General features: G+C 41.2%; 10 protein-coding genes. 2 read left to right on the top strand and 8 right to left on the bottom strand.

All coding sequences use genetic code 11. The features are described from left to right. The 5 genes from ACFINA_RS09305 to ACFINA_RS09285 form a co-directional block, all read right to left on the bottom strand. On the bottom strand, positions 1–349 hold a 349-nt coding region (locus tag ACFINA_RS09305; protein ID WP_375615488.1), incomplete at its 3' end, for a phage tail protein. After that, positions 349–1,176, bottom strand: coding sequence for a baseplate J/gp47 family protein (locus ACFINA_RS09300; RefSeq protein ID WP_375614638.1), 828 nt, complete (start codon positions 1,174–1,176; stop codon positions 349–351). The genes ACFINA_RS09300 and ACFINA_RS09305, both read right to left, overlap by 1 nt. Then, positions 1,173–1,514: a GPW/gp25 family protein gene (locus ACFINA_RS09295; protein WP_375607146.1), complete on the bottom strand. Its 342-nt coding sequence runs from the start codon at positions 1,512–1,514 to the stop codon at positions 1,173–1,175. Before ACFINA_RS09295 ends, ACFINA_RS09300 begins: the two co-directional genes overlap by 4 nt. Continuing rightward, positions 1,511–2,200, bottom strand: a complete 690-nt coding sequence (locus ACFINA_RS09290) for a phage baseplate assembly protein V (protein ID WP_375607147.1) — start codon at positions 2,198–2,200, stop codon at positions 1,511–1,513. The genes ACFINA_RS09295 and ACFINA_RS09290 overlap by 4 nt, the downstream gene beginning before the upstream one ends. After that, positions 2,181–2,723 carry a hypothetical protein gene (locus tag ACFINA_RS09285; protein WP_375614669.1) on the bottom strand — a complete coding sequence of 181 codons (543 nt, stop codon included), beginning with the start codon at positions 2,721–2,723 and terminating at the stop codon, positions 2,181–2,183. The genes ACFINA_RS09290 and ACFINA_RS09285 overlap by 20 nt, the downstream gene beginning before the upstream one ends. A gap of 52 nt (positions 2,724–2,775) precedes the next feature. Here ACFINA_RS09285 and ACFINA_RS09280 point away from each other — a divergent pair, with 52 nt between their 5' ends. Further along, positions 2,776–3,090: a type II toxin-antitoxin system RelE/ParE family toxin gene (locus ACFINA_RS09280; RefSeq protein ID WP_375607148.1), complete on the top strand. Its 315-nt coding sequence runs from the start codon at positions 2,776–2,778 to the stop codon at positions 3,088–3,090. 16 nt (positions 3,091–3,106) lie between these two features. Further along, positions 3,107–3,403 (top strand): HigA family addiction module antitoxin, encoded by a 297-nt coding sequence (locus ACFINA_RS09275; RefSeq protein WP_120100579.1) that lies wholly within the window; start codon positions 3,107–3,109, stop codon positions 3,401–3,403. A gap of 41 nt (positions 3,404–3,444) precedes the next feature. On the opposite strand, the gene ACFINA_RS09270 is transcribed toward ACFINA_RS09275, so the two are convergent. From ACFINA_RS09270 to ACFINA_RS09260, 3 genes are all read right to left on the bottom strand, one after another. Then, positions 3,445–3,723 carry a hypothetical protein gene (locus ACFINA_RS09270; RefSeq protein ID WP_375615487.1) on the bottom strand — a complete coding sequence of 93 codons (279 nt, stop codon included), beginning with the start codon at positions 3,721–3,723 and terminating at the stop codon, positions 3,445–3,447. Then, positions 3,720–4,439, bottom strand: a complete 720-nt coding sequence (locus ACFINA_RS09265) for a phage antirepressor KilAC domain-containing protein (protein ID WP_375615486.1) — start codon at positions 4,437–4,439, stop codon at positions 3,720–3,722. The genes ACFINA_RS09270 and ACFINA_RS09265 overlap by 4 nt, the downstream gene beginning before the upstream one ends. A gap of 314 nt (positions 4,440–4,753) precedes the next feature. After that, positions 4,754–4,998 (bottom strand): hypothetical protein (locus tag ACFINA_RS09260; protein ID WP_375615485.1); only part of this gene is annotated, 245 nt, incomplete at its 5' end.

Genomic DNA, 4,998 nt, shown 5'->3' with positions numbered 1-4,998 from the left:
CAAAATCAAGTTGAAAGGAATTCCACCATGCACGCCCAGACCATGCGGGCTTAAAACGCGCGGAAAGCTCTAACCATTGAAGTCCCAACTCAATGGCGGCTACAGAGCCACGAATATTTTGCCATGCAAGTCCTTGGTCAATCAAATCATAGAGGTTTGGAACATAAGGTGTGAGTTCACCAAGTCCATATTCTTCAATCAACCATGGCAAAAAGCGGGGAGGGCGTGTGATCAGTTTTGCACGTGAAATCCCCAAAACAGCTCCATCAACATCTTGATGAAAGTTGCAAGCATCGGCAAGGCGTTTTTCAAATTCTGTTGCATGTGAGGGGAGGAGCGAGCCAACCATTAGCGCGCCCGCCCTTTAAAGTTTAAGGTGATTTTGCCAATCGATAAGATTTCTTCGTCACAAACTGCTCTGTCCTTTGTGGGTGTAATGGCAATCACTTTCTGGACACCAGGGATCATCAGTTTTGAAACCCACCACGAGAGGCTTAATTCACGACCAATGGCTTGTTCTTGTCTCCATGCTGCTCTTAAATTTGCCTCCATTGTCGTGAGAATTTTCAAAGATGTTTCCGGTAACAGCCAAACATCTGCTTCTAAATCCAGCACTTTTTTGACAGCAGCATGCACAATAATCGTATCATTGGTCATGATGATATTTTTTCTGTGAAGAGCTTGTGAAACTGTTTGTAAGAGATCTTCAGAGGCTGTTCCTTCTTCATTATTACCAAAAAGAGCAACATAGATGGTTGGGTCTTTGCCTTTACGATAGATAATGGCATCTTTCACTCGACTATCGGCTGTTAAGGCGATAAGCTTGTAATAGGGTTCTGTTCCACTTCCGTTTCCTCCACGGGCATGAAGCTGTATGCGTTCACGATATCTCTCGTCACTTTCTCCTTCCATGCGGGCAATACCATGCCAGGTTCCCAAGGCATCAAGAGATTCACCGATTGCAAAATCAAGAATGTTGTTGCGTGCTGCCTCATTAATACGCTGTCTTAAAAGCAATTCTCGATAGCTAAAAGCCTCTATAACTTTTACGGCTGGATCACTTTCCAAAAATGTATATTCGGGTAAAAGTTTTTTTAAATGAGCAAGAGCCGCAGCGCGGATTTCCTCGAAAGAAAGTTCTGTAATAATTTCCGGTTTTGCAAGCGCTTTACTCATTTTATCAGTAATCCTTCCATGGTAATGGGCTTGCCCGATGGCAAATAAATGCCTTCAAAGGATAAAGAAACGTGTCCATTCTCACCCCTTTTAAAATCGATTTTTTTCACTTTAAAACGTGGTTCCCATTTGTCTAAAGCCTCAGCAACGGCGGCATAAAGGGCAACGGCAAAAGCATTATTCACTGGCGCATCAATGAGTTCTGCAACGCGTGAACCATAATCACGTCGCATCACCCGTGTGCCAATGCGTGTTGATAAGATATCAATAATCGATTGCCGCAAATGCTCTATGCCAACCAAGGACTTTCCCGTTGTACGGTCCATTCCACTGTTCAATTGGGACCTCCTGTCATCGAGCCACCAGAATAAACACCTCCATGAACATGGGTTGCTCCTACATTGGTGCCGTTATGCTTTAAGCTACTTGAATGAATGGAAACATTATTTCCAGAATGAAGAGAGAGACTATCATTCGAATTCAGTGAAATGTCACCACCAGCCTTCAAAGAGATGCCGCCCTTTGCCTTTAAACTTAGATCACGTTCTGAAGTGATTTTTATGCCCTCCGGTGCGCTGAGCTCTAACTTACCAGCATCTCCTTTGAGTGATACGCCATCAGAGATTGTTAGGATAAATTTTCCACCCGATTTTATATTAAGGGCATAGGTGTTTTGTTCATCATCATATTCAAGGCTGGTTCCATCAGGGTATATCGTTCGGTGAATGCTGCCCTTATCGGCTGCTTGATTAGCATCTGTATGAATGGAACCCACAATCATCCCTTGCGATAAATCCCCTGATGATGAAACAACAATCACTTGCTCTCCAACATCGCGCCCTTCATAAGAGCGTGTTTTACCGGCGCGGGCTTGTGTGTCTGGAATCCAGTCACTGATAAGACCTCCAGTTTTTACTCGATAGCGTGCGTTTTTATGGTCGACATGGCTAATTTTCCCCACCACAACCATATTGGCTACGCGTCTCTTTAAATCGGTGATCTCCTTATCGCGCCGCTCTAACATAGTCACCTTCAATTTTATGGTATTTGTCTTCGTTTCCCACACCTGTTTCTGGTTTAAAACCGACAAGGGGTTTAACAACTCTTGCGGTTGCATTTCCTTCATCAGGGCAGGGGATATTGGTTATGTGCGTCACGTCAAAGGTTAAAATTGCACCGTGGAGTGCTAAAGCGCCATTATCACCAAAGGCAAAAGCAATATTTTGCAGGCGGCATGTCTCAACGGTGTTGTTAAGATTGGGGTTGGCATGGAAAATCTCTTCAACTTCCCATGCTAATTGGTCAACAAAGCGTGCACCCTCTTCACATGTTGCATAGCATTCAACATCTACTGTTAAAACACGCCGCCTTAAGCCAAAATCATGTCCATCTTCGATGATTTCACTTTGCGTTGAGATATTAATAGCTGGCATTGCTTCAATAAATAAATTGAAATCGCGCATATTGAAAACATTATCACCAGCTACTGTTTTTGCTGCCTTTATCAACGCAACAAATGTTTCTCTTATCGTCTCACGGGGATGTATCAATGTTTCTGTCATTCAATATTTATCCTTTTCTTAAAACTGGTATCATGTTATGATACGTAAAAGAACGAATAGAGGTGATTTGGTGATTGAATCTTTTGCGGATAAGCGGTGTAAAGATCTTTTAGAAGGCAAGACGCCCAAAGGTTTTCCTGCAACATTGGTACGCATAGCACAAAGAAAATTGTTTATGCTCGATAAAGCAGTTGATCTTAAAGATTTACGCAGTCCTCCAGGAAATCATTTAGAAGCATTGAAAGGAGAGCGTAAAGGTCAATATTCTATTCGTATTAATAACCAGTTTCGTCTTTGTTTTGAATGGCGTACTAATGGCGTCTATGAAGTTGAAATTGTAGATTATCATTGATCTATAGGAGGTTGAGATGAAAAATTATATTGCAATACATCCAGGAGAAATTTTACGGGAGGAATATTTAAAAGAATATGCTTTGTCTGCTTATGCTCTTGCAAAAGCATTGAATGTTCCACGCACGAGGATAGAACGTATTGTTGCGGAAAATAGTCCAATAACTCCTGATACGGCTCTCAGACTGGCTTCTTTTTTTGATACGACAGCTGAGTTCTGGCTTAATATGCAAGCTGCTTATGATGTTCATATTTTACAAGCAGAAAAAGCAGATGAATTTGCCAAAATTAATAAATTTGAATGTACAATTTAACCACCTCCCCACCTTTGAAGTGGGGAAGGAAATGTTTCACCTTAAGCAACCTTTCTAATGGGGTTCTCGAAATTTGGTTCATAAGCGCGTAACAAAGAATCCATGCTATGCGGTAACTCTGAATCTCCAAAATCTGTAAGAATTGCTAAAATCTTTGTAATATTGGGTAGTTCATCCTGAAGTTTTGAAATCAAAGCTTTTTCTATTACACTCATAGTGTCAACCAGAGCAGTACAATCTTTGTCGCTCACATTTTCATCATTAGAAAATTGAGATAATGCTATCCATAAATCGCATAAGAAGTTGGTATCTATCTTCATTGCACACCTCCATGGATTTGTTCTCTTAAACATGCCAATCCTCTAGATGTGATTTTCGTTGAAGGAAGCACCTTTTCTGTACCATCCGGTCTTTGAATGGTAATAGCAGGGCAGTCCATAAAGCCTTTCTTGATTTTATCCTGATAAGGTAACAGAGGTGCTCCTGGAGCTCGTCGATAGACCCAATCATGTTTACGCAAGTAATCAGTTAAATCCTTTGGTCGCACCTCCAACATTTTCGCTGCTTCAATAAGACCAAACAAACCATCAGAACGTTTTAGACCTTCTAAAGCCTCTGCTTTTGGAGCCAATTCGGCAATAACATGGTCTTTCTGTTCTATTTGACTTTGTAGATGATTCAGGACACCAAGTAATGCTTCGGGTTTGGAATAATCAACTTGTGGAGCGGCTATCTGCTTTTCCAATTCTTGCCAACGGTCAATGATTTTAGCACGTAAAGCAGTACTGTAACCAGATACGAGAATTAAACATTCGCGCTTGGGTAAATTATAACAAGGGCGTGTTTTTCCTTGTTCATCAATATAACTGCTCAAAAACTTAGCCGGCTCAAATTTGAGCTCGCTAAATATTTGTTTAATGTCTCGCATAACATTTTTATGCTTCTTACTACATACCCCCGCAATTTCAATGCTAGACATAGTCTGAGTAGTAGCACCATTAGTAGCACTTCCTTTAATTTCTATAAGAGTGTTCATGAGAACTCCTTATCGTTAGATGTTTTTCATTGACACTCTAAAGAGAGTGCCGGGCGCTGAAAAACACGGCGATAAGTCCGTCGTTACACTTTCCCCGCAAAGGTATTGTATAGTGTAACCACACCCGACAAAACCACTATATGCTACAAAGCATGTGATGAGTCAAAGTTTTTAAATTTCGGCGGGAGGAGATTATTTCGGTAATCCATCCGCTTATCGTTCGGTGTTTTTCAGGCACCTAGTTCAACAATAGACACATTGTTGCCATACTGTCAAGGGGTGACTTTACATTTTTAAAATAAATAAGCGTATCTTTACTTTATTTCCCGCAAGATAAGTTTGTACATACCGGATTCAGAGGCTTGTACATCTGTGACCACGAAGTGCTCTTGAGAAGAGGGGGCTTTGTTATTTTCAGGAGAGATGATCACAATACTATCTTGAGGTTTTGGTGGTATTCCCCCGATATCATTAATACAAACATCAAGTTCCTTTCTTGCAATTGTGGTAGAGATTCTGCCACCGGCGTCCGATTCCGAATGTTTAATGGTGTAAATCG

Source organism: Bartonella sp. AC10YNML (assembly GCF_042196825.1).
Taxonomy (GTDB): Bacteria; Pseudomonadota; Alphaproteobacteria; order Rhizobiales; family Rhizobiaceae; genus Bartonella.
This window is presented reverse-complemented; position numbering and strand designations above follow the sequence as displayed.

Bases quoted from the DNA above. Each gene is read 5' to 3' on its own strand.
- ACFINA_RS09300 (WP_375614638.1), bottom strand. From the start codon at position 1,176: ATGAGTAAAGCGCTTGCAAAACCGGAAATTATTACAGAACTTTCTTTC.
- ACFINA_RS09290 (WP_375607147.1), bottom strand. From the start codon at position 2,200: ATGTTAGAGCGGCGCGATAAGGAGATCACCGATTTAAAGAGACGCGTA.
- ACFINA_RS09280 (WP_375607148.1), top strand. From the start codon at position 2,776: ATGATACGTAAAAGAACGAATAGAGGTGATTTGGTGATTGAATCTTTT.
- ACFINA_RS09275 (WP_120100579.1), top strand. From the start codon at position 3,107: ATGAAAAATTATATTGCAATACATCCAGGAGAAATTTTACGGGAGGAA.
- ACFINA_RS09270 (WP_375615487.1), bottom strand. From the start codon at position 3,723: ATGAAGATAGATACCAACTTCTTATGCGATTTATGGATAGCATTATCT.
- ACFINA_RS09265 (WP_375615486.1), bottom strand. From the start codon at position 4,439: ATGAACACTCTTATAGAAATTAAAGGAAGTGCTACTAATGGTGCTACT.